This window comes from Devosia litorisediminis (genome assembly GCF_018334155.1).
Taxonomy (GTDB): domain Bacteria; phylum Pseudomonadota; class Alphaproteobacteria; order Rhizobiales; family Devosiaceae; genus Devosia; species Devosia litorisediminis.
In genome coordinates, this window is sequence record NZ_JAGXTP010000001.1 from 1,041,489 (window position 1) to 1,065,408 (window position 23,920).

General features: G+C 59.8%; 21 protein-coding genes and 1 pseudogene. 5 read left to right on the top strand and 17 right to left on the bottom strand.

Annotated features, from left to right (window positions below; all coding sequences use genetic code 11):
- The first annotated feature begins 55 nt into the window (after nucleotides 1–55).
- Entirely contained in the window at nucleotides 56–1,222 is a 1,167-nt protein-coding gene (locus KD146_RS05015; RefSeq protein WP_212657631.1) for a M20 aminoacylase family protein, read from the top strand.
- Here the strand turns inward: KD146_RS05015 and KD146_RS05020 are convergent.
- From KD146_RS05020 to KD146_RS05060, 9 genes are all read right to left on the bottom strand, one after another.
- Nucleotides 1,219–2,109 (bottom strand): nucleoside hydrolase, encoded by an 891-nt coding sequence (locus KD146_RS05020; protein WP_212657632.1) that lies wholly within the window; start codon nucleotides 2,107–2,109, stop codon nucleotides 1,219–1,221. The two genes, KD146_RS05015 and KD146_RS05020, sit on opposite strands and share 4 nt — an antisense overlap.
- Nucleotides 2,102–3,901, bottom strand: coding sequence for an adenine deaminase (locus tag KD146_RS05025; RefSeq protein WP_212657633.1), 1,800 nt, complete (start codon nucleotides 3,899–3,901; stop codon nucleotides 2,102–2,104). The genes KD146_RS05020 and KD146_RS05025 overlap by 8 nt, the downstream gene beginning before the upstream one ends.
- Entirely contained in the window at nucleotides 3,898–5,289 is a 1,392-nt protein-coding gene (locus KD146_RS05030) for a M20/M25/M40 family metallo-hydrolase (protein ID WP_212657634.1), read from the bottom strand. The genes KD146_RS05025 and KD146_RS05030 overlap by 4 nt, the downstream gene beginning before the upstream one ends.
- Nucleotides 5,286–6,632, bottom strand: a complete 1,347-nt coding sequence (locus KD146_RS05035) for an amidohydrolase family protein (protein ID WP_249327581.1) — start codon at nucleotides 6,630–6,632, stop codon at nucleotides 5,286–5,288. The genes KD146_RS05030 and KD146_RS05035 overlap by 4 nt, the downstream gene beginning before the upstream one ends.
- Complete coding sequence (locus tag KD146_RS05040) at nucleotides 6,608–7,669, bottom strand: ABC transporter ATP-binding protein (RefSeq protein ID WP_212657635.1); 1,062 nt, start codon at nucleotides 7,667–7,669, stop codon at nucleotides 6,608–6,610. Before KD146_RS05040 ends, KD146_RS05035 begins: the two co-directional genes overlap by 25 nt.
- Before the next feature lie 5 nt (nucleotides 7,670–7,674).
- Nucleotides 7,675–8,466 carry an ABC transporter permease gene (locus tag KD146_RS05045; RefSeq protein WP_427857082.1) on the bottom strand — a complete coding sequence of 264 codons (792 nt, stop codon included), beginning with the start codon at nucleotides 8,464–8,466 and terminating at the stop codon, nucleotides 7,675–7,677.
- Complete coding sequence (locus KD146_RS05050) at nucleotides 8,463–9,287, bottom strand: ABC transporter permease (protein WP_212657637.1); 825 nt, start codon at nucleotides 9,285–9,287, stop codon at nucleotides 8,463–8,465. The genes KD146_RS05045 and KD146_RS05050 overlap by 4 nt, the downstream gene beginning before the upstream one ends.
- Nucleotides 9,288–9,351: 64 nt before the next feature.
- Nucleotides 9,352–10,386, bottom strand: a complete 1,035-nt coding sequence (locus tag KD146_RS05055) for an ABC transporter substrate-binding protein (protein WP_212657638.1) — start codon at nucleotides 10,384–10,386, stop codon at nucleotides 9,352–9,354.
- Between the two features lie 317 nt (nucleotides 10,387–10,703).
- Nucleotides 10,704–11,327 carry a dihydrofolate reductase family protein gene (locus KD146_RS05060; protein WP_212657639.1) on the bottom strand — a complete coding sequence of 208 codons (624 nt, stop codon included), beginning with the start codon at nucleotides 11,325–11,327 and terminating at the stop codon, nucleotides 10,704–10,706.
- Nucleotides 11,328–11,416: 89 nt separating this feature from the next.
- Between KD146_RS05060 and KD146_RS05065 the strand changes: the two are divergent.
- The 4 genes and pseudogenes from KD146_RS05065 to KD146_RS05080 all read left to right on the top strand — a co-directional run.
- Nucleotides 11,417–11,608 (top strand): annotated as a pseudogene (locus tag KD146_RS05065) (response regulator); the annotation flags it as partial.
- A 109-nt stretch (nucleotides 11,609–11,717) separates the two neighbouring features.
- Nucleotides 11,718–12,506, top strand: a complete 789-nt coding sequence (locus tag KD146_RS05070; protein ID WP_212657641.1) for an alpha/beta fold hydrolase — start codon at nucleotides 11,718–11,720, stop codon at nucleotides 12,504–12,506.
- Nucleotides 12,499–13,662, top strand: coding sequence for a PAS domain-containing sensor histidine kinase (locus tag KD146_RS05075; protein WP_212657642.1), 1,164 nt, complete (start codon nucleotides 12,499–12,501; stop codon nucleotides 13,660–13,662). Before KD146_RS05070 ends, KD146_RS05075 begins: the two co-directional genes overlap by 8 nt.
- A gap of 121 nt (nucleotides 13,663–13,783) precedes the next feature.
- Nucleotides 13,784–15,064 carry a phospholipase D-like domain-containing protein gene (locus KD146_RS05080; protein WP_212657643.1) on the top strand — a complete coding sequence of 427 codons (1,281 nt, stop codon included), beginning with the start codon at nucleotides 13,784–13,786 and terminating at the stop codon, nucleotides 15,062–15,064.
- A gap of 505 nt (nucleotides 15,065–15,569) precedes the next feature.
- Here the strand turns inward: KD146_RS05080 and KD146_RS05085 are convergent.
- Genes KD146_RS05085 through KD146_RS05120 form a run of 8 tightly spaced genes read right to left on the bottom strand, consistent with a single transcriptional unit; the run spans nucleotide 15,570 to nucleotide 23,712 of the window.
- Nucleotides 15,570–16,355 carry an HAD-IIA family hydrolase gene (locus KD146_RS05085; RefSeq protein ID WP_212657644.1) on the bottom strand — a complete coding sequence of 262 codons (786 nt, stop codon included), beginning with the start codon at nucleotides 16,353–16,355 and terminating at the stop codon, nucleotides 15,570–15,572.
- Complete coding sequence (locus KD146_RS05090) at nucleotides 16,352–17,257, bottom strand: ABC transporter permease (protein WP_212657645.1); 906 nt, start codon at nucleotides 17,255–17,257, stop codon at nucleotides 16,352–16,354. Before KD146_RS05090 ends, KD146_RS05085 begins: the two co-directional genes overlap by 4 nt.
- Complete coding sequence (locus tag KD146_RS05095; protein ID WP_212657646.1) at nucleotides 17,254–18,195, bottom strand: ABC transporter permease; 942 nt, start codon at nucleotides 18,193–18,195, stop codon at nucleotides 17,254–17,256. Before KD146_RS05095 ends, KD146_RS05090 begins: the two co-directional genes overlap by 4 nt.
- Nucleotides 18,192–19,628: an alkaline phosphatase family protein gene (locus tag KD146_RS05100; protein ID WP_212657647.1), complete on the bottom strand. Its 1,437-nt coding sequence runs from the start codon at nucleotides 19,626–19,628 to the stop codon at nucleotides 18,192–18,194. Before KD146_RS05100 ends, KD146_RS05095 begins: the two co-directional genes overlap by 4 nt.
- Nucleotides 19,625–20,347, bottom strand: a complete 723-nt coding sequence (locus KD146_RS05105; RefSeq protein ID WP_212657648.1) for a glycerophosphodiester phosphodiesterase — start codon at nucleotides 20,345–20,347, stop codon at nucleotides 19,625–19,627. The genes KD146_RS05100 and KD146_RS05105 overlap by 4 nt, the downstream gene beginning before the upstream one ends.
- 28 nt (nucleotides 20,348–20,375) lie before the next feature.
- Complete coding sequence (locus KD146_RS05110) at nucleotides 20,376–21,218, bottom strand: ATP-binding cassette domain-containing protein (RefSeq protein ID WP_212657649.1); 843 nt, start codon at nucleotides 21,216–21,218, stop codon at nucleotides 20,376–20,378.
- Complete coding sequence (locus KD146_RS05115; protein WP_212657650.1) at nucleotides 21,215–22,252, bottom strand: ABC transporter ATP-binding protein; 1,038 nt, start codon at nucleotides 22,250–22,252, stop codon at nucleotides 21,215–21,217. Before KD146_RS05115 ends, KD146_RS05110 begins: the two co-directional genes overlap by 4 nt.
- Nucleotides 22,252–23,712, bottom strand: a complete 1,461-nt coding sequence (locus tag KD146_RS05120) for an ABC transporter substrate-binding protein (protein ID WP_249327583.1) — start codon at nucleotides 23,710–23,712, stop codon at nucleotides 22,252–22,254. Before KD146_RS05120 ends, KD146_RS05115 begins: the two co-directional genes overlap by 1 nt.
- Between the last annotated feature and the right edge of the window lie 208 nt (nucleotides 23,713–23,920).

The window sequence follows — 23,920 nt, forward strand, 5'->3', positions numbered from 1 at the left end:
GCGCGGCAAATGTTGGATGCTGCAGCAACGTTGATTTTCAAGAGCTTAGCAATCCATGCCCCACAAGGACAGTGATCCATTCGAACTCGATGCGATGATCGCGTTACGTCATGATCTGCACGCCCATCCCGAGCTTGGGTTCGAGGAAGTCCGGACCAGTGATATCGTCGCGCGCCTGTTGGCTGACGCGGGGATTGCGGTGGACCGGGGGCTGGGCAAGACCGGCATTGTCGGCACGATCAGCGTCGGCCATGGTGGCCGCGCCATCGCGTTGCGCGCCGATATGGATGCCCTGGCCATGCCCGAATTGGGCGAGCCCAAGTACAAATCCACCGTGGCCAACACCATGCATGCCTGTGGCCATGACGGGCACACTGTGATGCTGCTTGCCGCCGCCCGTCATCTGGCGCGAACCAGACAGTTTTCGGGAACAGTGCACTTCATTTTCCAGCCTGCCGAAGAGGGTCGGGGAGGGGCCCGGGCAATGCTGGCTGATGGTTTCCTTGATCGTTTCCCGATTGATGCCGTCTATGGCCTGCATAATATGCCCGGACTGGCAACCGACGAGATGGCGGTGGTCGCGGGACCTCAACTGGCGTCCTCCGACAGCTGGGAGGTAGCGTTCCACGGGATTGGAACCCATGGCGCCAAACCCCATCTCGGTCGTGATGGCATGACGGCTGCGGCCCACTTCCTGACAGCGCTGCATACCATCGTGGCCCGCCGCGTCGACCCGCTGCAACCTGCCGTGGTCAGCGCCTGTGCCATCAGCGGCGGAGATTTCCGGGCGCTCAATGTCATTCCCGATGACGTGCGTATCGGGGGGACGGCCCGTGCCTATTCTGCCGAGGTCCGTGAGCAACTTGAGCTTGAGATCGGCCAATTGGCCGCGGGCATTGCTACCAGTTTCGGCATCACGGCGAGTTACAGTTTCAAGCGCCGAATAGCGCCTGTCATCAACGACCTCAAAGCGACCGAGACGGCCCTGGCAGCGGCCCGACAGGTGACCGGCAAGCCGGTGGTTACCGATTTTCCGCCCTCCACGGCAGGCGACGATTTTGCCGAGTTCGGCAATCTGGTGCCCGGTTGCTATGTCTGGCTTGGCAACGGGCCGGCAGTTGATGGCGCGCTGCACCACAATTCTCGCTATGATTTCAACGATGCGGCTATCCTGACCGGGGCCCGTTACTGGACTGCGCTGGTCGAAGCCGAATTGCGCTAGTCGAAGGCGCTTGCGAGTAGGGCCAGGGCGCCCTCGACATCCACCCGCATGGCGACATTGACGGGCGAGCCCGTCTCGCTCAGGCGCAGTCTGCCAGCATCGGCATCAAGGGCCAGATCAACGCCCAGACAGAACCGTTCGACCTCGAACAGTCCCGGTGCCACTGCCAGCAGCATCACGCAGGGATCATGCAGCGGTCGGCTTTGTCTGTCGTCCTGCAGGTAGGCCGTGATGAGATTGGCCGCAATATCGCCGGCCGGGGTCTGGCGCAGCGCTTTGACATAGGGGCGGTCGGCCCGAACACGCCGTGTCACATCAAGTGGCACGATGGTTGTCTTGATGCCCGAGCGCAATACGGTCGAAACGGCTTCGGGGTCGAAGGCAAAGTTGAATTCCGCCATAGGACCTGCATTGCCAGGTTCATGGATCGTGCCACCCATGACGATGAGATGGCCAATGCGTTCGGCGGCTGCAGGATGATGTGTGACCAACTGCGCCATATTGGTCAGCGGGCCGAGCGCCAGAATGTCGATCGACCCGGACGGCGCGTCCGTCAGCGTCCTGGCAAGCCAGTCCACTGCGCCGCTTTGTGGGCTCATCAGGGCTTCGGGCAGCGTGACGCCGCGTAGTCCATCATCGCCGTGAATGACACTGGCATCGATATTGTCACGCAGCATGGCAGTGGCCGCACCCGAGATGACCGGGATGTCGCTACGCCCCATTGCCGTCAGCAGCGCGCCGGCATTGGCCGTTGTCCGTTCCAGACCGATGTTGCCGGCAAGGGTGGTGACCCCGATGACGTCGAACAGACCGCTGGCCAGTGCAAACAGGATCGCCACGGCATCGTCCAGGCCTGGATCGGTATCGATGATGACGCGTCTAGTCATAGAGGGGAGCAATCACCATTTCAGGCACCTTGACCAAACCCTTGTCGGTGATGCGGATTTCGGGGATGACCGACAGGGGGATCAGGTTGAACCCCATATAGGGAATAGTGCATCCCACCGCTGACCAAGCTGTCTTAAGCGCCTGATTTTCGGCAGCAACTTCGTGCACCCGCTTGTCCGAAAGCAGACCGGCAACCGGCAGGCCGACAAAGGCAATGACCTTGCCCTGCTGCACGACCACGATGCCGCCCTTGGCGGCCTCAATGGTATCAAGCGCGAGGGCCATGTCGGCCTCATTGCTGCCCGCAACAATAATGTTGTGGCTGTCGTGACCGACGCTGGAGCCGACGGCGCCATCCTTGATCCCGAAGTCGTGCAGCAGACCATGGGCCATGCCACCATCGGACTTGCCATGGCGCTCGATGACAGTGACAAAACTCAGGTTGTCGCGCTCGAGAATTGAGGCCCAGTCATTGGCCGGGGCGATGGCCACCTTGCGGTGCGGCAACACGATACCGGGCATTTCGATACCAATGGCATTGGCCACGACCGGGCCGCTTGGCAGGTCGGGTACCAGCTTGCGTGTCTTGGGCAGATGCACGGTGTTGTAGGCAGTCTCTGGATAGCGATAACGCTGGTTCAATGTCTCTTCGAGCACCGGTGCAACCTTGCGGTCATCGACCATCAGTTCGCCGCCATACCAGGTGCTGACCGGTTTCATCTCGTCATCGAGCAAGACCAGATCGGCGCGGCGACCACCACCAAGCCCGCCAATTTCATCGCCAAGCCCAAACCGCGTCGCACCATGCAGGGAGCCCATGGCCCAGGCCTGTTCCGGTTTCATGCCGCAGCGAATGGCTTCGCGCACCACCCAGTCCAGCCCGAAATTCAGCAGATCATCGGCATCGCGATCATCGGTGCAGAGGCAAAACCGCTTGTGACTGGCGCCCAGTTCGGTAATCGGCTTGATGGCCTCCACGATCGAATTCCACGGCGTCGCCGGGTTGCCACCGCGCAGGAAGACCCAGATCCCGGCGTCGATCAGGTCGTCAGCGATGGCTCGGTCAATCGCCTCATGCGTGTCGGTGACACCAGCAGCAGCATAGGCCGGCACCAGTTCGCGACCATAGATGTGTCCCGAAACGGGCCGATTGCGCTTGAGGGCTTCCGCGATGATGGCATGGCTGCGCGGATCGCCCATGGTCACGGGCACAAAATCCATCTTTTCGCCCAGAGCAAGCGCTTCGGGCCATTTGTCGAACAGGGCGCCAATCTTGGCAGGCGTCAGATCACCGCCGGCGGTTTCCAGCTCCGGCGAGGTTGCCGGTACAGTCGATGGCACCGTCAAGAAGATCGACAATGGCGCCATGCGGGCGTCCTCGAGCATGGCCTCGACGCCGGCGACGTCCATCACATTGCCGATTTCATGACTGTCACAGAAAATCGTCGTCGTGCCGTTGAGCAGGGCCGCTTCCGCATAGGCGCAGGCCGTTACCATCGAACTCTCGACGTGAATGTGTGGATCGACCAGGCCCGGCGCGATAGTGCCGCCCTTGGCGTCATAAACACGCTTGGGGGCAGGGCCGCTTTTGTGAGCGCCTGCTGGCATCACCGCTGCGATGCGGCCATTGGCCACCCAGATTTCCCGCTCAGGCGCGATTCGCTCCGAATAGGTCGAAAGCGTTCTTGCGCCCGTGATCACGAGATCAGCCGGTGCGCGCCCACTGGCAACGGCGGCCAGGTGGATCGTGCTCTCATGCAAGGGGGCAACAGAGAAACGGGTGATGGTCATGCTGGCGTCTCCGAGAAAGCCGACAGGATCCGGACCCAGGACCGGATGCCCTTGTGAAAGCTCGACAGGTCGTATTTTTCATTGGGGCTGTGGATGCGGTTGTCGAACCGTGCAAAGCCGACCAGCAGCGAATCCATGCCCAATCGCCGCTTGAACTCGCCCAGAATGGGGATTGATCCGCCGGTTCCGGCCAGTGCGGCTTCCCGCTCCCATTCGATCGAGAGCGCGTCCCTGGCCTTGTTCAGCAGCGCGCCATCAAGCGGCATGGCCTGGGCTGCGGCCGCGGCATAGGCCTTGAAGGTCACGCTGCAATCTGGCGGCAACAGGCTTTCAACAAAGGCGCGGAACAGGCCGCGGATGCGGTCGGGGTCCTGACCGTCAACCAGCCGAAAGCTCAGCTTCGCGCTCGCCCGGGCGGGGATCACCGTCTTGAACCCGTCGCCGGTATAGCCGCTCCAGACCCCATTGATCTCGCAGGTCGGTCGCGCCCACACCTGCTCCAACACGGATCGGCCCGCCTCACCGGCAGGTGTGGTCAGGCCGACATCGGCAAGAAATTTCTCGGCGTCGAAGGGCAGCGAGGCCCATTGCTCGCGCATCACCTCCGGCAATTCGGTGACGTCGTCATAAAAACCGGGAATACCAACGCTGCCATCATCGAGACGCAGCTTGCCGATGATTGTGCCCATCACCTGTGCCGCATTGCGCGCGGCACTGCCGAACATGCCAGAGTGTAAATCGCGATCGCCGCAGACGATCTCGAACTCCTCACTGACAAAGCCGCGCCACATGGTGGTGATGGCGGGGGTATCGTGGTCCCACATATCGGTGTCGCACACCAACATGATGTCGGCCCGCAATTCGTCGCCATACGCATCAAGGAAGGGCGCAAGGCTTGGACTGCCGGCTTCCTCCTCGCCCTCGAACAGCATCGATATCCGGATCGGCAAACTGCCGGTTACGTTTTTCCAAGCGCGACAGGCTTCGATGAAGGTCAGTAACTGGCCTTTGTCGTCCGAGGCGCCGCGACCCAGAATGTGGGTTTCCCCATCCGGCTGAGGCACCAGCTTGGGTTCGAAGGGCGGGTTGGTCCACAACTCGAGCGGGTCGACCGGCTGCACATCGTAGTGCCCATAAAACAGCACATGGGGCCCAGGTATGCCGGGGCCATGACCCACCACCATGGGGTGCCCCGTCGTATCGCGCACCGAGGCATCCATGCCCAGCGCGCTCAATTCGGCGGCCAACCAGTCGGCAGCGCGCCGGCAGTCGGGTGCAAAGGCCGCTTCGGTTGAAATCGAGGGGATGGCAATCAGCTCAAACAAGCGATCCAGACTGGCGTCCAGACTCGCATCGACATGGCTCAGAATGGCGTCCAGCTGGCTCACATCGGTTCTCCATCTATGCGCGTCATTTCGGCCTTGAAGGCTTGGGCAATCTGCATGGCATCACGCAGGATCTTCTTGGGCTCGAGCGTTTGCACGGCGCCGTCACGCTTGAGCCAGCGACCTGCGACCATCACGTCGCGGACATCGCTGGGGCCGGCGGCAAATACCAGCACGGCGTATGGATCGTAGATGGGCTGCAGGCGGGGGGAAGCCAGACTGATGCGGATCAGATCTGCCTGTTTGCCTGGCTCAACAGAGCCGGTCTGCCGATCCAGACCCAGCACGCGCGCTCCCTCAATTGTCGCCATGCGAATGACATCGCCGGCGGGAAGCGGTTTGCGCGAGCCGGCCAGCAGTTTGGCGAACATGGAAACCGGCGCGAACTGGGCAAACAGGTCCAGCGTATTGCCGCTCATCGGCCCATCGGTGCCAATGCCAACCGGTATGCCGGCCCGGCGCATGGCTTCTACCGGGGCGATACCACGGCCCGCCTTGCCATTGGACCGTGGGTTGGTGGCTGCGCCGACCCCGGCCTGCACCATCATCGCGATGTCTTCATCGCTCAGATGCAGGCAGTGGGCGGCAATCAGACCCTGCTTGAGCAGTCCGGCCTGATGCACCACCGCGACGGAGGAGCAGCCGTGCTTTTCCCGCGCCCAGTCCACTTCAAGCTGGCTTTCGGCCAGATGGATCTGCACTGGCACCGTGGAATGCTCAGCGGACCATTGCGCGATGCGGGACATTGCGTCCAGGCCGGTGGAATAGGGAGCGTGAGGCGCGATCGACGCGCTCACCAGCGGATGGTCGGCGAAGGTCTCGGCCAGTTCCTCGGTCAGCGCAAAGCCGCGGTCAAAGTCCTTGTGATCGGGCGCGTCAAAATCGGCGAGCGTTTGACCAACAATGGCGCGCAAACCCGATTGCGCGACGATGTGCCCCACTTCGGTTTCGAAATAATACATGTCAGCGACGCTGGTCACGCCGGCCTCGATCATCTCCAGAGCAGACAGCGCCGAGCCCACCCGAACCATTTCCGCGGTAACGAACTTGCGCTCCAGCGGCAGGATATAGCGATAGAGCCGGTCATCGACATCTTCGGCCAGACCGCGGAATACCGACATGCCCATGTGGCAGTGGGTATTGACCATGCCGGGCATGACAATGTCTCCGCCACAATCGACGAGTTCTGCGCCTGCGATTTGGGGTGCCGCGCCGGAGCCGAGGGCCTTGATCATGTCGCCCTCAACATGCACCCAGCCATTGGCATGCTCGACCATGGCCGGGTCCATGGTCAGCACCCATGCATTGGTGAACAGCGTGCTCATTCCGGCGCGAGAATGGTGCATTGCTCGGGTACTGGCACCAGCTTTGCCGCGGCGCCCGGTTCCAGCGGCCGGGTGAGTGGTCCATTGGCAAGCAGCGCGCCTGCCGGCGTGTCACACTGGTATTGATAGGCTCGACCCAGATAGGTGCGCAGCCCCAGTGTCGTGGGAATACCTGCTATGGCCGGGTCATCTGACACCAGCAGCCCATCGGCACGGCAGGCCAGAACGAAGCTGTCAGGAATCACACCGAACTGCTCAGGCGACAGCGAGAGCGCCACGCCGCCGTCCGTTTCAGCGGTGATCTTGGCCCCGTCGCGCGACAGCACGCGCATGGGGATGAGGTTTTCGAAGCCCACAAAACGGGCGACGAAGGCATTGGCTGGTTTCTGGTAGAGCTGCTCAGGCGTATCGAGCTGCATAATCCGGCCCTGATGCATGATGGCCACGCGATCGGAAATCGAGAATGCCTCCTCCTGATCATGCGTGACATAGACCGAGGTGGTGCCATTGGCGCGCTGTAGCTTGCGGATTTCCACCCGCATATCAACGCGCAATTTGGCATCGAGATTGGACAGGGGCTCATCAAACATCAGCAGGGGCGGCTCGATGACGAGAGCGCGCGCCAGGGCAACCCGCTGCTTTTGACCGCCCGAAAGCGCTCCGGGCAGCCGCGCGGCCAGATGATCCAATCCGACCCGATCCAGCATGGCGTCGACACGCCGGGTCCTTTCTGTCCCCGAGATGCCGCGCTGTTTCAGGCCGAACCCGACATTGTCAGCAACCGACAGATGCGGGAACAGCGCATAGTTCTGGAACACCAGGCCAATATCGCGCTGATGCGAGGGCAGCCGGGTCAGATCCCGGCCACCCAGCGTGATGTTGCCCGATGTGGGCTGCAAGAAGCCGGCGATGAGCCGTAGCGTGGTGGTCTTGCCGCAGCCGCTGGCGCCGAGCAGTGACACCAGTTCGCCTTCCGCAACGTCGAGCGACAGGTTCTCCAGCACCTGGGTGGTGCCGTAGTGAGCGGAGATGGACTGCAGTGAGAGTGCCTGGGTCATGAATTCTACTTGGCTAGGAATGTGAGGCCGAGCGTGCGCTCGACAATGGCCATAACGGCAACGGTAAGCAGCATCAGCAGCACCGAAACCGAGGCGACAGTGGGATCAAAAAACTGCTCCATATGCGCCAGCAGCTGGATCGGCAGCGTTGATAGTCCTGGCCCGGTCAGAAAGATCGAGATCGACACATCATTGATCGAGGTAATGAAGGCGAGGATGAACGCCGCGATGACGCCCGAGCGGACATTGGGCAGCAGGATTGTGAAGAAGGTCTTGAGCGGCGGGGAGCCAAGGCTGATCGCCGCTTCTTCTATCGAAAAATCGAAGGATGCCAGGGACGCGCTGATCACCCGCACGACATAGGGGAGAACCAGCAGGGAATGGCCAAACAGCAGGGCCAGATAGATCGGTGTATCAAGCTGCACCGCCAGGTTCTTGAGCAGCGAAAAGCCCAGCACAAGTTCCGGTACCAGCACCGGTAGAACGAACAGCGTCGACAACCAGCCGGGCAATTGTATGCGGTGTCGATTAAGTGCATAGGCCGCCGGAATACCAATGATCAACGCGATCACGGTGGACAGCACAGCTGTCTGCAGGCTGGTTACCATCGTGCGTCGAAAGGCGCTAATGGCGAAAATGTTCTCGAACCAGTGCAGGGTCAGGCCCTGCGGCGGAAACGTCAGATAGCTGGTGTCGCTGAGGGCCGCACCAAACACGATGATCAGTGGGCCAACCAGAAAGATGAATACCAGCGTGGTCGCCGCAATCAGCAGGGGATGAATGTTCCGGGTCATCAGACAGCCATGGGGTTGAGGTGGCGGGCCAGCCGGGTCATCACCAGCACGATGGCGATCGTGATCACCACCATGACCGCGGCAATGGTAGAGGCCGCGACCCAGTCAAAGGTGACCATGGCCTGCTGATACATCAGCGTGCCCATCATCATGACCTGTTCGCCGCCCAACAATTGCGGTGTCGCATAGGAGGTAAAGCTACCTGTGAACACCAGCACTGCGCCAACGATCAACCCTGGGACGGCGAGCGGCAACGTCACCTGCATGAAGGTCGCTATCGGCTTGGCGCCGAGCGAGGATGATGCCTGAATCAGGTCCTCAGGAATGGATTCCAGCACACCCACCAGCGTCAGGATCATCAGCGGCACAAACAGATAGACCATGGCCACGATAACGGCGCCTTGCGTGTAGAGCATGGAGAAGGGTTCGCTGATCAGGCCCAGATTGAGCAGGGTCGAATTCAGAATTCCGTTCTTGCCCAGAATGATAAGCCAGGCAAAGGAACGGACCACAACGCCGGTCAGCAGCGGGAACACCGCCGCAACAATCAGAATGGATTTCAGCCAGCCCGGCGCGCGCGAGACCACATAGGCGGTCACGAAGCCGATCACCAGGGCAATGGCGGTCGTAATCAGCGAGATCTGGATCGTGCGTACTAACACCGTGCGGCGAAACCCGCTGCCAAAAAACGACACATAGGTAGCGAACGGACCGGCGGGCGTGGTGAATGTGGTTGCGATGGTCGCCAGGACCGGCAGCACAAGGAAAACCACGACCAGCGCGGTCGCGGGAGAGGCCAGTGTCCAGCCTGCGAAGCGTTTCATAAGGGGTAGCCTTGCGCCGAAGCGAGTAGGGGCGGGGTGGGCCTGACCACCCCGCGGAAGCGGTTTACATGCCGAAAATTTCGTTCCAGCGATCAACCCAGCCGCCCTTGGCAGCATTCATCTTGACGTAGTCCACGCGCTGCAGGCCGGCCACAACGTCGGCACCATAAGTCCACAGGGCAGCCTGTTCCGGCGTCAAGGTTACCGAAGTGTTCACCGGCGCATCGACACCCTGCTCGGCCAGCTGCTGCTGGATTTCAGGAGAAAGGATGAAGTTGATGAATTCATAGGCCAATTCGGGTTCAGCGGCGCCGACCGGAATGTTGACTGTGTTCAGGGTTGCGATCGAGCCTTCGGCGAGATCAGCCCAGACCACGGTGGGAACAGCCGCCTGAATCTGGGCCAGGGTGAAATCCTGCGCGATGGCGGCGCTGACTTCTCCGGTCGAGAACAGATTGATCATCTCCGAGCCGGTATTGTAATTCTTGACCACATTGGGCCGGAGCGCAGCAACGCTGTCGAATGCGGCATCGGCGTCAACAAAGGCATCCACGCCCACGTGATCGCCGGCCTTCATCACCACCATTGGGCCGGCCGTGGTTGTGATGCCGGGCAGTGACAGCGATGAGGCCAGGTCTTCGCGCCATAGATCGTCCCACGAGGTGATGGGCGCCGAGACCTTGCTGCTGTCATAGACAATGCCGACGCGGCCGATCGAATAGGCCGGGCCATAGCCGCCCTGTGGATCCTGGGCCAGTTCATAGCTGCCGGCCAGATTTGGCAATTTGGATGCGTCGATCTTCTGGAACAGCCCGGCTTCAATGCCCTGCTGGCTGTAGCTGTCGCTGAAATAGGCCACGTCAACGCCGCCGCCATTGCGAATTTGAATCTTGTTCAGGCGTTCGCCGTTGTTACCGGTTTCAAACACCACCTCGCAGCCGCACATCTCGCGGAAGGGCGCGACGATGATCGTTTCGAGCTTTTCGCCGTTGAAACCCCACCACGAAATCGTCAGCGTCTTGTCCTGCGCCATTGTTGGCGCGGCGGACAGCAGGGCGGCTGCGGAGATCGCCGCGGTGGTAATGAGGAACTTGTTCATTGACGGCATCCTTTATGATTTTTTCCTAGGGGAAATCGGCGACACATCTGATATCAGACATTTCGGGAGCGAGCCTATTTTTTCAGCGATGTCGGTGCAAGCCTATTATTTGCGCTAACCTGCTAGTGAAGCGGTTTAGTGGTGCCTTTGAGAGGTGATACGGCTGTGCATTCATCGAATTTGTACCGTCATCACGTACCGGTATGACCGGCAGGGATGGGGCCCGAAACGGCCGGTCACCTCGCTTTGCACCAACCATGGCTCATCCCGTTATTGCCGTGCGAACGACGAACGAAGCGACCAGCGTTGCGCAATGTTTAGAAGACGAGCGGCTCATAAGTATTCAGTACGTTGCCTGAAGATGGCCATATCTGTGAGCTGACTAACCTTAGTGCTGCGGTCGGACGGGTCTCGAACATGGGGGTGCCTTCACCACCGATCAGCGGGAAAGTGGTCAACTGAAGCTCGTCAACCAGCCCTTGTGCTAGCAGATCCTGCCAAAGCAGCCGGCTTAGGATGATGAGGATGTCTCTTGTCTGAGTTTCCTTGAGTATCTTCAGTTCTGAGCTTGCCGCGTGGCGGCTTATGACGCGCGTATTGGACCAAGGTTCGAGTTCGTCAACCGTTATCCGGTCCGACACTACCAGTTTGGGTTTGTTGGCGATGAGTTCGGCGTAGCGAAGGCGCGCGGGGGTGGGCTCGGCGCTCGTCGGCACAGTTGTCCAATACGCCTTGTTACCAAGGAAGGCGGTGTGGCTCAAAAGCAAAAAGCCTGCGCTTTCCAAGATGTTTACGTTGTAGTCGTCAAACGCGTTGTCGCCGGCATAACTGGGATGTCGGAACTTGAATAGCGACTCCAGGTCGTCATTTGGCCCGCTATAAAGTCCATCGATAGTGATGAAATTGCTGACTATTATCCGACCCATCCTGATGTTCTCCACGGTCGTATCTCAAGGTCCAAAATCGTTGTTCCGTTTCAGGGCGAGCCTAGAGGCCAAGTCGCGGTATAGGGTACGGCGACGGAAGCATTGGCATGAACGGTCGCCAGATCGCAGACGCAGCTCGTGAGAGCCGCCCGGAACTACGTGTCCTATTCGTCACCGGTTATGCGGAAAAAGCAGTTCTGAACCATGGCCACCTTGAAACTGGCATGCAAATCCTGACCAAGCCATTTCAGATGGACCAACTCGGAAGGAAGGTCCGGGAGTTGATCGAACAGTAAAATTTCGCAAGGTCCCGCATTTGTTAGGCGGTTCTATCCACGCACTATCCTTATCTGGATTGCTTAACATGCTCAGAACAGCGACAACCGGATTCACACCGAGGTGCCAGTGACAATACTCCAGCGAAACAACATTTCTATCGACGGTTCAGGCGAACGTACGATTGTCTTTGCGCACGGGTTCGGTTGTGATCAGAATATGTGGCGTTTTGTTGAGCCGTCTTTCCGCGGCCAGTTTAGGACCGTTTTATTCGATCATGTGGGCGCCGGGCGTTCAGACCATTCGGCCTATAATCCGAGGAAGTACGCCACGCTCGGTGGATATGCCGCCGATGTGGTCGAGATCGGTCGCGAACTGGGTTTGAAGGATGCAGTATTTGTCGGCCATTCGGTTAGCGCCATGATTGGCGCCCTCGCCCAAATTGAGGCCCCAGAATTGTTCTCTGACCTGGTTATGGTGGGGCCATCCCCGCGATACATTGACGACGCGGACTATACCGGCGGCTTCAGTGAGGCGCAGATCGAGGAACTTCTTGCATCACTTGCGGACAACCACATGGGGTGGTCTGCGGCGATGGCACCGGCGATCATGGGCAATCTCGAAAAGCCCGAGCTCAGCGAGGAGTTGACCAATAGTTTTTGTCGGACCGACCCAGAGATTGCCAAGCAGTTCGCGCGGGCGACTTTCACTTCGGATAATCGCGCTGACCTGCGAAACGTCACGGCGCGCACTCTGATTCTTCAATGCCGAGACGATATCATTGCTGCTGAAGAGGTCGGCGAATATGTTCACCGTGAAGTGGCCGGCAGCCAAATTGTCTATCTCGACGCGAGTGGTCACTGTCCCAACTTGAGTGCGCCCCAAGAGGTCATCAACGCGATGGACGCCTTTGTCTGATCAGTTGGTGCCCGAGGACCTTGAAGACCTTTATGAGAATGCGCCTTGCGGATATCTATCGCTTTCGCCAAAGGGCCGTATCGTCAAGTTCAATGGCACCTTTTGCCGATGGACCGGTCTGAGGCCCGAAGATCTGCTTGAGAAGCGGCTACGGGATCTGCTGAATGTGTCCGGCGCCATATTCTATGAAACCCACTTCGCACCGCTGCTGCGAATGCAGGGCTTTTTCGATGAGGTTGCTCTCGACATTATCAAGGCAGATGGTGAGCTTTTGCCAGTGCTGGCAAACGCTGCAGAGAAGCGCACCGAAGCCGGCGACGTTTTGTTTACGCGGGTGACAGTTTTCCGAGCCCATGAGCGCCGGCGTTACGAACGCGAGCTGGTCAATGCTCAAGAAACCGAGCGGGCCGCCAGATTGCAGCTCGAGAAGGCCAATGCTGCGCTCCAGGCCGACGCCGAGTTGCGGGAGCAGTTTATTGCCGTGCTGGGTCATGACCTGAGGAATCCACTGGCGGCCGTCGATGCGGGACTGGGCCAGCTGCTAAAACGCGGCTTTTCGGAGCGCACGCCGACGATACTCCAACTCATGCAGCGCAGCGTGTCACGCATGAGTGGACTGATTGAAAACATCCTGGACCTTGCTCGGACGCAGCACGGCGACGGTATGGTGCTGCATATTGAACACGGGCGGCCTCTTGAGCCGACGCTAACCCAGGTCATTGACGAACAGCAGGCGGCTTGGCCGGAACGTGAGTTTTCTGTCGACATTCGCATCGACCACAACCCACCAGTCGATCATGTCCGATTGGCGCAACTCGTTTCAAACCTGCTTGGAAACGCAGTCACGCACGGCGCACAAGATCTGCCAATTCGAATCCAAGCGGCGGGTAATCAAGAGATACTGGAAGTATCCGTTTCAAACGGCGGCAAACCCATTCCAGCGGAGATGATCGGAGAGCTATTTAAGCCCTTCCGCCGTGGGTCGGTGAAATCGAATGCCAAAGGTCTGGGCTTGGGGCTCTATATCGCCAATCAAATCGCTGAGGCGCACTGTGGGCGTATCGATGTCATGTCAGACGCGACAGAAACGCGATTCACCTTCTCGATGTCGACGATAGACCGCAGTTCCAACAACACGCGTGATTATGACGACTAATTGAACTGGCAATTCCCCCAGTTTTCCGGCGTTTTCTCCAAAATTAGTGTGCTCGCTTGAAAGGTCGCCCCATACTCTTGGGCTTGAACAAAGCGTCTGGAAAATTCGGTTGAGGTTTAGAATGCGCATTCTTCGAAAGCGTTATCTTGGAGCGCTAGCACTCGTGCTCGTTGGCATCATTGGCGCATTTGCGGCGATCATACTGGTCCCGGAACCACATGAGTTATCAGGACCCGTCGACACTGAGATGGCTGTTGGGTCCGCAGAATTCGAGCGCGCCATGCTTGGGCTTCACGGAGGCGGTAGCGATGACGGAAATGCCGTCGAAACGCTCCAAAACGGTGACGAAATCTTTCCGGCAATGCTCCAAGCCATCGCGGGCGCTGAGCACTCAATCAACTTTGAAACCTACGTATATTGGAGCGGCTCGATAGGGACCCGTTTTGCTAAAGCATTGGCCGAACGCGCAGCTGCTGGAGTTGAAGTAAACGTGCTGCTTGACTGGCAGGGTAGCGTCTCAATGGAATACGGTCTGATACAGTCGATGGTGTTGGCAGGCGCCAGTGTCGAGCGGTTCCGTCCCGTCGAATGGTTCACATTGGATCGCCTGAATTCGCGAACTCACCGCAAACTGCTGGTCGTCGATGGGCGCATTGGGTTTATCGGAGGCGTGGGAGTTGCCGACGAGTGGCTTGGCGATGCTCGCAATCCAGAGGAATTCCGCGATCTTCACTACCGTGTTGAAGGCCCTATCGTGAGGGGCATGCAGGGGGCTTTCGCATTCAACTGGGTGGAGGCCACTGGTCTGGTGTTGCAGGGAGAGGAGCATTTCCCTGAAACTGCCCCTGCCGGAAATGTACTCGCGCAACTGGTCTATTCAACAACGGGCTCGCGCAACGTGATGCACACAATGCTCATGACTGCACTAGCTAGCGCTCAGGACCACATTCGAATTGGCACGGCCTATTTTGTGCCGGACGAGATTGCCATCGCTCAGCTGATCGCCGCCCGGCGTCGCGGTGTAATGATCGATATACTTATTCCTGGCGAGCACCATAACAAGGATGTTGTTCGCTCTGCGTCCAGACACTTCTGGGGGGAGCTGCTCGAAGCGGGCGTCAATTTCTACGAATATGAACCCACGATGTATCACGCCAAGATAATCGTAATAGACGAAAGCTGGACCTCCATAGGATCTGCTAATTTCGACGAACGGTCGTTCCGGCTCAATGATGAGGCAAATCTCAACGTGTACAGCCACGAATTTGCCACCGAACAAATAGCCATTTTTGAACAAGATCTGGCGCGCTCATCGCAGGTCGCGCCCAAGGATTGGGCGAGCAGGCCCCTGCTGCAAAAGATCACAGACTGGATCGCCAGCACATTACGTGTGCAATTGTAGACGATGCGGGGTGTCCTCGTGCGGCCAAAATCAAGGATCAACGTCGATGCACTCGTTGTGATCTAGACGATATTATCCCGCATCAAGCGATGCTTGATCATGCCCTGACTGGTGCACGTCCGGCGCGCTGGTTTGGCGCCACCCCGCTGCATAAGGTCAGTGAGGTAGGTTTCGCGGAAACTGGAATCTTTATGTAGTGCAAAGCGGTAACCGTCGACACGATGCCATCGCGCAAACTTACCAGTCTTTCCAGAGGCGCCGTCGGCAGCGAACGAGAAGAGGAATTATCCTATGACCGACGACATTTGGCATTGTCGGGATGTCTGCTTACACCGCCGCTCTCACAAAAGCCGCCGGTCCGCACGCCACCGGTTGTTTCCATTGTCGCGAGGTGAGCGGACAGTCCGTTTTCAGGAATCCAAGCGGACACAAATCAGGCGTCGAGTCAGAATGCCGAGCCTCAAACGGGGCGGTGTGAGGCAAGCATGCCTTTTTCGCGAAGCGGCTAAAGCTGCTGCAGAAGATACTCGGTTTTCACAGCGCTTCGGGGGTTGATGGGCACTCCGGTTTCGACGAACACGCCCCTTACGCCGGCGCGCTGCGCGGCCAAGATATCGGTATCGAGTTGATCACCCAGCATGATTGCGGATTGCGCCTGAACGCCAAGCCGTTCCATTGCCAGATGGATGATGTCTGGTGATGGTTTGCCAATGAACTTTGGCGAGACACCCGCCGCCGTGGCGATAGAGTGTGCGATAGCGCCGGCGCCCGGTTCGAAGCCGTCATCGACAGGGCGGATGAGATCTGGATTGGTGCCAATGAGCTCGGCGCCGCCGAGCACGTTGCGCAGGGCGGCCTTCATCATCGAATAATCAAACTGGCGGTCGAGTGCGACGAGAACCACTTGCGCTGCGGTGCTGGCGAGCACGAAGCCAGCCGCTTCGACCCTGTTCTTGAATGACGGCGTGCCGACAACATAAACCGGGGTGCCGGGGGCATAGCGGGCGCTCACATAGGCCAGGGTCACCTCTGCTGCGGAGACGACCTGATAGGGCGTGCAGGGTATGCCAAGTCCGATGATCTTGCTGGCGAAGTCGTCCGCTGATTTTTCGGCATTGTTGGTGATGAAGCAGTAGGGCAAGCCCTGGTCGTGCCAGCTTCTAAACCGCGCGACCGCACCTGCGATAGCGTCATCGCCCCGATAGACAATGCCGTCAAGGTCCGAGAGGACAGCGGAGAACTTCAGTTCGTCAAGCGATTGGAGGCGCGTAGGGTTGTGGGGCTGCGTCACGCGATCTCGCCTTTAAGGTTTGGGTCGAGCATGTCACGCAGCCAATCTCCAACGAGACTGATAGCGAGCGTGGTCAGGAAGATTACGACGCCGGCAGGTATGCCGATCCACCAAGCAGTGGCAAGGTAGTTTCGCCCTTCGCCCAGCAACAAGCCCAGGCTGGTACCAGGCGGCTGCACCCCCAGACCGAGGAAGGACAGGGAGGTTTCCAGCAGGATGATCTCGGGGAAATTCAACGTGATCTGTACCATGATGATGCTCAGCATATTGGGCAGTACATGGCGGAAATACACCCGCGCCGGGTGGACACCCAATGTGCGGATCGCGAACGCGTAACCCTGGCCATTGGTGGAAAGGACCAGACCGCGCGCGATACGGGCATAGCCGTCCCAGCCGAACAGGCCGATCAGCACCACCAGCAGCACGAAATTGTTGCCGAAGAACGCCAGAACTGCCAGCGCCACGATCAGGAACGGTATGGCTGCCTGAAAGTCGACCAGCATCATGATCAGGTCATCGACCCAGCCACGGAAATGAGCGGCGATAATGCCCAGAGCGGTGCCGACGGACGCGCTGATGACCGTGCCCATCACAGCAATGACAATGCTGGTCCGCATGGCATAGATGACCCGGCTGAGCACGTCGCGACCCAGACCATCCGTTCCAAGCAGATAGTCAGGGAGCCCACCCAGAAAGGCCGGCGGCTGCAGCCGCTTGAGCAGGCTCTGATCGGCATAGCCATGGGGTGCCAGCACTTCGGCGAACAGGGCGGCGATGAGGACAACAACCAGCCAGATGATCGACAGGCCAATCACTACGGGCGGACGCGTCTTCCACAATCGAGTCAGCCAACCAAGGCGCCGGAGCGGTATGGGGGCGGAAGAAAGAGGGATTGTTGTCATGCTTTGGCGGCCCGCTTGTTATGGAGTTCGATGCGCGGATCGAGCCAGCCATAGGCGAGGTCGACACACAGATTGACCACCACCATGGTCAAGGCGATGAGCAGGACGACCGCCTGCACTACGGCAAGGTCGCGTTGGTTGACCGAGTTCACGAGCAGTAGGCCAACCCCGGGCCAGGCGAATACCGTCTCGATGGTGACGGCACCACCAATCAGCCCGCCAATACGCATGCCGACCACAGTCACGACCGGAATAGCGGCATTGGGCAGGGCGTGACGCAGCACCCGCCTGTCGTAAGGGATGCCCTTGGCCTTGGCGGTGCGCATGAAGGGTTGGTGCAGGACGTCCAGCACCGACGAGCGCGTAAAGCGCGCTATTGTCGCGGCGGCACCAGTCCCCAGGGTTATTGCGGGCATTAGCAGGTGCCAGATGGTCCCGGTGCCCGAACTGGGAAGCCAGCGCAGCGTCATTGAGAACACCAGGATGAGGATGATGCCGAGGAAGAAATTCGGCACGCTGTGGCCGAAAATCGTTGCGGACATGGTCAGTTGGTCAACCAGCTTGCCCCGAGACAAGGCAGCAAAGATGCCCGAAGGAATACCCAGGACCAGTGTGATCATGAAGGCTGCCGAGCCGAGCAACAATGTTACAGGAACCCGCTCCATCACCAGCTCGAGTGCGGGGCGTCCGTCGCGAAAGGAGAGGCCGAAGTCACCCTGCGCGATGGCCGAGAGATAGGTCAGGTATTGTTCGAGATAGGATCGGTCGAGACCCCATCGTTCGCGGAACCTGGCGATGGCATCGGGGGAGGCTTCGTCGGACATCATGATCTGGGCAGGGTCGCCCGAGGCGCGAAGCACGATGAAGACAAAGGTGACGGCCAGCAGCAGGGTCAGCGCGCCGCGGGCCAGCTTGGTAAGGACAAAAGTCAATTTCATTGCGACCACGCCCCGGTGCCGGCTGTCCAACCGCAGTCGACGATGGTCTGACCATCGACGATCCATTGGCGCAGATATTGTTCGTGCCCGTTGCATTCGGCGTGCAGGAGACGCGTTTCGACGGGTGGCACGAGGCCAAAGCGCGGGTCAGCTCCCGCGAGTGCTTCGACCAGTGGGCGCCCTTCGGTGCCATCCAGAGGCAGCCCCATTGTCGTCAGCACTGTTGGCAGAATGTCGGGCAGCCAGCACGGCGCTTCGGCGGTAAAGCCGCTGCGATAAGCGGGACCCTGCGCAGCAAGCACGGTTGAAAGCTCGCCCTTGTTCAGCCCCCCATGCATGCCGCCGCCGGGTGAAATCCAGGCGGCGAAAATGCAAGCGTCGATGTCCGGCCCATAGTTCTTGGAACAGTCGGTGGCGCGCAGCGTAAAGCCGATATCTGCGCCCCGCGCATGATTGTTACGGACGGCGCTCCAGGGGAGGGCGCCGGCAATGGGCGCGCCATTTGCTGCGGTGGCGAAGACCAGCCCGCAGAAATCCTGCCGGGTCAGCCAGTCAACCACCTCTTGTTTGTTCTGATCGCTCGTATCGTGCAGATACAGGCCGCTGAACGAGCCAATGGAGGCTCGACCGAATTCGGCTGGTATGATGTCCAGATTGGCCAGTTGGCGCTGACCCGTGATCTGGCCATGGTCCGACATGACAATGATGTTTTCGGGTCCGTTGCCGGCGCGCCACCAGTCAAGAATGCGACCAAAATTGTCGTCGCACCCTTTCTGGGCCTGCGCTGTTTGGGCTGCCGTCACGCCAAAGGCGTGAGAACTCATATCGGGATCATTCATCCAGTAGACGCAGAAGTCCGGATCATATGTGTCGTAGACAAGCCCGATCAAAACGTCAGTGGCATAGGTCATTCTGGCCGTGTTGGGCGCTTCCGCCGCGGGGATTTCGCCGAACCGGGTGAGGACTTGCTGGTGCAGATCCTGACTGGAAACGGGTGTGCCATGCATTGAAAACACCGGTTGGCTGAGCGCATGTGCGCTCGAATTCATCATCCGCGATGCGCCCTTGGTGGCCGTGCTGACCACCGCCATGGTGCGGCCTGCCTTCGCCATGTGCTGGCCCATGGTGGGCCGGTCAAGAAGCTGTCCGGCCTGCGCGGCCAGTTCGAGATCGTCCCATTCAGCGGTTCGGAACAGGCCGTCGGCGCGCACCGGGTGGATAAACTGGTTGGCTACCACGCCGTGGGAGCCTGGTGGACAGCCAGTCATGGTTGATGTGACAGCGACCCGCGTTTCGCTGGGAAAGACAGAGCGGGAATTGATGAAATTGCTGCCTTCGCGCATGAAACGATCAAGATTGGGCATCAGGTCGGCCGTGGCGCGGTCCCGGCGCAGGCCGTCGAAGGTTACAAGCAGAGTCGATCCGGTGCTCATGCCAGCGCCTCCGCTCGTCTGGTGGCCATGGCCACGTCATTGACCAACAGGCCGCTGACCCCTGACTGGGCGAGTTGCGCGATGTCTGTGCCCGTGTGATCGCCGCCCGCAAGGCCGGTGCCATGGCCGCCACTGGTGACCCAGACTTCGGCTCCAAGGCTGCGCAGGCGCTTTACCAGCGCGGGTGATGCATCGTTTTCCCAGAGCCGGATTGATCTTGCGCCGGCGTGCCAGAACGCTTCGGCCTGTTCGGGTGAGGGAATGAAACCCAGAATACTGGTCTCGCCCTGCGCGCAGAAGAACCGGACGGCTTCGAGCGAGTGGCATCCAGCGATAAGCAGCGGACGCAGCGTTGCCGGCACCTCAGCACTTATTGTCTGCCATAGGCGATCCAGAGCTTGCGGCGTTTCTTCCTTGAGATCGAGCAGAACCCGATTGCCGTCACGAACATAGCTCAGCACATCCGAAAGAAGTGCAATTCGGGCCCCGTCTGCATTCTCAAGTTTGGCCAGCTCTGCATAGGGCAGGGCGCTGACTTGCTCGGGCCGCTGAAACAGGCGGGCAAGATCGGCATCGTGGGCGCAAACACCGACGCCATCGCTGGAAAAACGGATGTCTGTTTCAATGGCGAAGGCGCCGGCCGCCAAGGCAGCGTCCCAGCTCTGGGTGGTGTTCTCGGCAAATCCGGCGCTGAAACCGCGATGGGCGATAATTCTCATGGAAAAACTCTGGTGTGGCGCTGTCTGCTCATGGCAGGGCGGCAAAGGTTTTGAGGTCGCGCTCGCGGCGCTGGCGAGGGGTGTCGGCGGGAATGGCAGCGAGCAGACGACGGGTGTAATTGTGCTGCGGTGCCTCAAAAAGCGTACGCGCGTCACCGATTTCGAGCAGCTGGCCGCGATACATCACGCCGACACGATGGCTGATATGGCGGACAACGGAGAGGTCGTGGGAGATGAACAGCAGGGAGAGTTGCAGTCTGTCGCGGAGTTCAAGCAACAAGTTGATGATCTGGGCTTGCACGGAAACATCGAGCGCGCTGACGGCTTCATCGCAAACCAGCAATTTGGGCTGGAGCACAAGCGCTCGTGCGATCACGGCACGTTGTAGCTGTCCACCAGAAAGCTGGTGCGGCAGACGATTGCCCATGGTCCCGAGCCCGACAAGCGCAAGCATTTCCTGAGCACGATGATCGGCCTCGGCGCGGGCCAGGGTTTCATGGGTGGTCAGCGCTTCGCGAACCTGGGCGTGTATGGTCCAGCGCGGATCAACAACGGCGGCCGGGTTCTGGAACACCATCTGCACCAGCCGCCTCTGTCGGCGCCATTGTGCTGCGCCAACAGGCGCGTAGCGCTGGCCCCAGAAAGTCACGTCACCGCTGGTTGGTGCCTCAATGCCGGCAATCATCCGACCCAGTGTCGACTTGCCGCTGCCGCTTTCGCCGACGATCCCAAGGGTCTCGCCTTGCTCAAGATGGAAGCTGACGCCATCGACGGCACGAAACTGTTCGCCACGGCCGAAAATAGTGCGACCCACCGGATAGGTTTGCACCAGATGGGATGCGACGACGCCCTGGTCGGGTGAGGGCTTCATTGTGGCACCATGGGCTGCGCGGGAAACAGATGGCAGGCGATCGTACCCGCGTTCGTCGAGGTGAGTGGGGGCTCGACCTGACACCGTGCCTGTACCTGCGGACAGCGCGGTGCGAAATTGCAGCCGGCAGGGCGGGAGGATGGTGCAGGCACCGTGCCCGCAACGGCATCAAGCGGAGTGCCGGGCTCGCGCTGAAAACCGATGCGGCAAGCCATCAAGGCGCGGGTGTATGGGTGGCGTGGGTCCTCAAACAGTGCGTCAACCGTTCCTGCCTCGACGACGCGTCCGGCGTACATGACAGCGACGTGGTCGGCGATCTCGGCAACTACGCCCAGGTCGTGCGTGACAAAGACAATTGCCAGTCCCAGCTCGTCCTGAAGATCGCGCAGCAAGCGTAAAATCTGCGCCTGAATGGTCACGTCAAGCGCCGTCGTAGGCTCGTCTGCGATCAGGAGTCTGGGCCGACAGGCCAGTGCCATGGCGATCATCACGCGCTGGCACATGCCGCCGGAAAGCTGGTGTGGATAATAGGTCTTGTGGCGAGCGGCATTGGGAATACCAACCTGATCGAGCAGTTCCACCACACGGCGATCCACCGCGCCGCCAACCAGATCCGTATGCTCCCGGATCGCTTCGGCGATCTGCAGGCCCACCCGCTTGACCGGGTTGAGTGCAGCCATGGGGTTCTGGAAGATCATGGTGACATCACGGCCGCGCATGGCGTTGAGAACGCGCTCGGGTGCGCCAAGGGTTTCCGTTCCAAACAGCCGCACCGAGCCACGGGCCGTCAGGCCCTCGTCGAGCAGACCGAGGGCCGACATGCAGGTGAGGCTTTTGCCGCAACCGCTCTCGCCAACAAGGCAAAGAGTTTCACCCGGCATGACGGCGAGGCTCACCTGCTCGACCAGTTCGAGATTGCCCGAAGAGACCGTGAGGTTGGAAATCTGAAGGACGGGCTCGGCACCGGAATGCTCGGTGGAGCGTTGAGAGGCGGCACGAATGCCGCCTCTGCCCTGTGTGATCAAACTGGCCATCAGTCGCGATTGAAGCTGAGGTTTTCGGGCCGCAGGTCCATGTAGTAGAACGTGTACGGCTGCCAGTTCACGTCCTTGGCGACGCCATAGGTCTCGAGCGGCTGATAAAGGATCGTGCCGGGGGCATCGGTCTTCCACAGCTCGAGCATTTCCCAAGCCGCCTGCTGGCGCGTTTCGAGATCAACCGTGCTTTGCAGTATGGCCCCCAACTCGTTGAAACGGGCGAGGTTTTCTGTGCCAATCCAGCTCTTGTTCGCGCGCTGGGCGCTGCCAAATGGCCCCCAGACATTCCACAGGCCGCCGACCGGGTCGGGATAACGTGTCGAATTGGACCAGGTCCGGACCTGAAGCGTTGAAGGGTCGATGCCAGAGAAGCTCTCGACAACGTTGAGTTCGACGTTGAGGCCGATTTCCTTCCACATCTCGATGATCGCCTGCGCGGCGGGCAGCGAGTTCAGATAGTAGTTGGGCTGGGTTGTGTAGCGGATGAGCTCGCCATTGTATCCAGCCTCGGCCAGTAGCGCCCTGGCGCGGTCGGGGGCGTATTCGAGCCCGACATGGTCAGGATTATACATGTCGCCGTATTCGGGGTACTGGTGCCCGTTCGGAACCACGGCCTGACCGCCCCAAAGCGCCTGATTGAGGAGCTCGCGGTCGATGCCCAGATTCATGGCCTGGCGGATCCGGATATCGTCAAGGACGGTGTCGGTGACGTTGTAGACCAGCACATGGGAGTTCGCCAGAACCACCGAGCGCGTCTCGATGTCATCATACCCGTTAATCTGGTCGATCTGGTCCGGTGCAACATTGGTGACAATGTCGAATTCGCCAGAGACCAGGCCCGCAACACGGGTCGAGGGCTCGGGGACCTCGCGGAAGGTCACCGAAGCGGCTGTTGGCATGCCGCCGAAATAGTCATCGAAAGCAACAAGGTGGATGGCCTCGTCAGCCTTGTAGCTTTCAAGCATGTAGGGGCCGGTGCCGACCGGGAACATCGGCACGCCACCATCGGTTGCCGCCTTGGCTTCCCAGTCTGCCTTGTTGACCACCCAGGATGCCCAGGATGCCAGACGCTGTTCCAGCAGCGGATCGGGTGCCTTGGTGACAAAGCGCACGGTAAGGGGATCAACGGCCACAACTTCGTCAAGCACGGAGAAATAGGCCGGGCCTTCGGGAAGCAGCGCATTCTCGCCGCTGAGGCGCTGTGGCGAGAAGGTAAAAACGATGTCTTCGGCGGTCAGGGCGGCACCATTGTGGAAGGTAACACCCTCGCGCAGCTTCACTTCCAGTGTCAGATCGTCGATGCGGCTCCAGCTTGTGGCCAGGCCCGGAATCAGGGTGGAGCCGCCGCCGCCTTCTGCCGAGAGAAAGTCGCGTCGGATCAGCGTGTCGAAAATGCTGTAATTGACGCGGGTGCCAACATTGGAAAGCTCTTTGCCTGGTTCGAGCGTTGCCGGCAAATCGGCTACGCCAACAACCAGATCATGTCGATCCTGCGCGAATGCCAGAGACGAGCATGTGGTAAGGAGCAGTGCTGCCGCTACCTTCGTGAGGTTCGTTGAGAACTTGCGAGTAAATGGCACTATGCGCCCCCTTCGTTGTTGAATGGGGTGCTGCTACGGTACCGCTATTACGTAAAGGCGACGGTGCAATGTCAGTTTGGTGACA